The organism is Macromonas nakdongensis (assembly GCF_002837145.1).
GTDB classification, from domain to species: Bacteria; Pseudomonadota; Gammaproteobacteria; order Burkholderiales; family Burkholderiaceae_C; genus Macromonas_B; species Macromonas_B nakdongensis.
This window is the reverse complement of sequence record NZ_NWMV01000152.1, coordinates 1-2,781: the sequence shown is the minus strand read 5'-3', so window position 1 is coordinate 2,781 and position 2,781 is coordinate 1. Positions and strand designations below refer to the sequence as shown.

Sequence of the window (2,781 nt, the reverse complement as noted above, 5' to 3'; positions counted from 1 at the left end):
CTTGAAACCCGGGGCGGTTCAATATTTACATTCATCACAAGGGCGCAACGACTCTGGAGGGACCAGACCTCTTTCCGAAGTCCTTCATCATCAATCTGGCAGCTCCTTCGAACTACGTCGGCCCAGCCCGCATGTTCGGCAAGCTGACAAAAGACGGTCGCGTAGGGGCACTCCCGCTGTCACGCAGCATACTGGATCACTTCGATCCGGAATCAGGCTCTGGCTGGATGCCTCCCAAACATAAGAAAACGCACGTCCCTGTTCACAACGGCCAAGAGACGATCCCTAATTCTCTGAGGGACGCAATTCAATCCTTCGTGCTTGTGTGCGCAATTCGCGAACTGCGCGGCCAAGGCCTCCAGCACAGCTCCATGCTGATCCACGTCACCCGCTACGTGGACGTGCAAGACCATGTGCGCGAACAAGTGGAGGAAGCGGTCCGCCGCATGAGGCAGAAAATCACACGAGGCAATGACGCAGACGAGCTTCTAGATGAAATGCGAAAACTCTGGGACGAGGACTTCGTGCCAACGCGCGATCGGGTCGCCGAGCTTGCGCCGGCCGAAGACATGCCGCCGGCTCTGCCGTCTTGGGAAGATATCGTCGCCAAGCTGCCGGACGTCCTTGATGACATCACCGTGCGCTCGATCAATGGCACAGCCAAAGACGCGCTCGATTACGCCACGCCCGGCGCGGCGCTCAAAGTGATCGCTGTAGGCGGCGACAAGCTCGCTCGGGGCCTCACGCTGGAAGGCCTTTGCGTCAGCTACTTCGTTCGCACGACCAAGATGTATGACACGCTGATGCAAATGGGCCGCTGGTTTGGCTACCGGCCTGGCTATTTGGATCTATGCCGGCTCTATACGTCGCCGGACTTAGTGAAGTGGTTCGGCCACATAGCAGACGCTTCTGAGGAGCTTCGCGACGAGTTCGATTTCATGGCAAAGGCCAAGCTCACACCGGAGCAGTATGGCCTCAAAGTCATGTCCCACGAGATTTTGACGGTCACTTCGCCGTTGAAGATGCGCAATGCCCAGACGCTTTCCCTGACCTACAGCGGCACCCGGCCCCAGACCATCCTCTTCCATCGAGACGCAAAGGTTCAGCAGGCGAACCTCGCCGCCACCGACGCGCTGATCGCATCCCTTGGGTCAAATTTCATTGATGGCCCGAAATACCCGCGCGACGGTGACGCGGATTCTTGGCCCCACGCGCGCCTATGGCAAGACATTGACGCATCGAAGGTTCTCGCGTTCCTTGGGGCTTACACCACCCACCCGAACGCAGACAGCGCCAAGTCAGCGGTTCTTTCGGACTTCATCTCCAAGATGCTCGATATTGGCAAGTTGAAGCAATGGTCCGTGGCCCTTCTGTCTGGCGGCGAAGGCGTTGGCGCGCCTCATGTATTTCCTGGCGGCTTTGAGCCGAAGTCCCTTCAAACCCGCAAGACGGAAGATCCCGATCCGCCGGGAGTCAGGGACCCGGCCATGTTTGCAATCGGCGTGCTCACCGACCCCAAGGACGAAGGCATCGACCTAGACGACGATGCATGGCGAGACGCGTTGGCCCGGACTCGCGCGGCTTGGAAGCCAGACCCCGCGCGAGGTCGCGTCAACATGCCAAGCATCCCTAGCGGCAAGGGCATCCGCGAGGCGCGCGACAGGCTCGGCGGAAAAGCCGATCGCGGCCTGCTCTTGCTTTACTCCCTGGCGCCCTACTACCGGGGCAGAGATATGCTCCCTGAAAATCTCATCGTACCCGGCTGGGACAAGCCGATCATGGCGTTCGCCATCGCCTTCCCATCGAGCGAGAACGGCATCCGTGTTGAATACGAAGTGAACGTCCTCTATTGGATGCAGGAATATGGCCCGTCCGAGTAATGAATTTGTGCTGGCTTGGTCGTCACTCACCACCGCCGACACCGATCCCGGCTGGCAAGCCATCGCCCTGCCCTCGGCCGGTCCCCTGCAACTGCGGGCTGGCAGGCGCTCGCCTGAAAACGCCGAAGCGGTGCTGGTTGGCTTTCCCTCCGCTCGCCTCGCGGCGGCCGACAAGCTCCCGGAGGGCCAAGGCTTTTCCGTCGAGCGCGCCGACCCCGATGGCGATGGCTGGCTATGGCTCGCTCTGACCCGAAAGCCAGCAGGACGGCCAGAGCTCTTCGAGTCTATGGCTTGCGACGTCATCGGTGCGCTCGATGACTCCGTCGCTGCAGGCTCCAACGAAGGAAAGCTCTTGCGCATCTTTGTGGGTCGAGTGGCCGCTTGGCAGGAGTTCATGCGCAAAGGCGCTCAGACGCTGAGTCCAGAAGCCGAGATTGGCCTGTTTGGCGAGCTATCCGTTTTGCGATCAATTCTGGAATCCGGAGTAGCTCCCCTAACTGCGCTTGAAGCCTGGGTTGGCCCCATTGACGGCCTTCAAGACTTCACGCTGGGGACCGGCGCCATCGAAGTCAAAGCAACGCTTTCGACGACTGGATTTCCAGCCAGAATCGGCTCCCTTGAGCAGCTCGACGACTCGACCCGCCAACCCCTGTTCGTGGCCGGGGTTCGTTTGCTCCAAAGCGAAACCGGAGCGAGCCTGCCTTCTTTGGTGGAAGACTTGCGCAAGATACTCCACGGCGACGCAGAATCGACCAGGATAGTAGGCGAGCGGCTACTCGCAGCGGGCTACTACGCCATGCACGCCAATAACTACATCCGACGGTTCACTGTCCTGGAAACCCGCCTGATACCTGTTGAGGGGGCCTTTCCGCGCCTCACTCATCCCTGATGGCCACCCAAA

At 60.1% G+C, this 2,781-nt stretch carries 2 protein-coding genes; both read left to right on the top strand.

The window, feature by feature from the left end:
• Positions 1 to 131 precede the first annotated feature (131 nt).
• Positions 132 to 1,880, top strand: a complete 1,749-nt coding sequence (locus CON77_RS14515; protein WP_369407354.1) for a Z1 domain-containing protein — start codon at positions 132 to 134, stop codon at positions 1,878 to 1,880.
• A complete protein-coding gene (locus tag CON77_RS14510) occupies positions 1,864 to 2,769 on the top strand; it encodes a PD-(D/E)XK motif protein (RefSeq protein WP_101050283.1) in 906 nt (301 codons plus the stop codon). Before CON77_RS14515 ends, CON77_RS14510 begins: the two co-directional genes overlap by 17 nt.
• The last annotated feature ends 12 nt before the right edge of the window (positions 2,770 to 2,781 follow it).

Excerpts from the sequence above, each read along its gene's own strand:
- CON77_RS14510 (WP_101050283.1), top strand. The coding sequence starts at position 1,864 with ATGGCCCGTCCGAGTAATGAATTTGTGCTGGCTTGGTCGTCACTCACC.
- CON77_RS14515 (WP_369407354.1), top strand. The coding sequence starts at position 132 with ATGTTCGGCAAGCTGACAAAAGACGGTCGCGTAGGGGCACTCCCGCTG.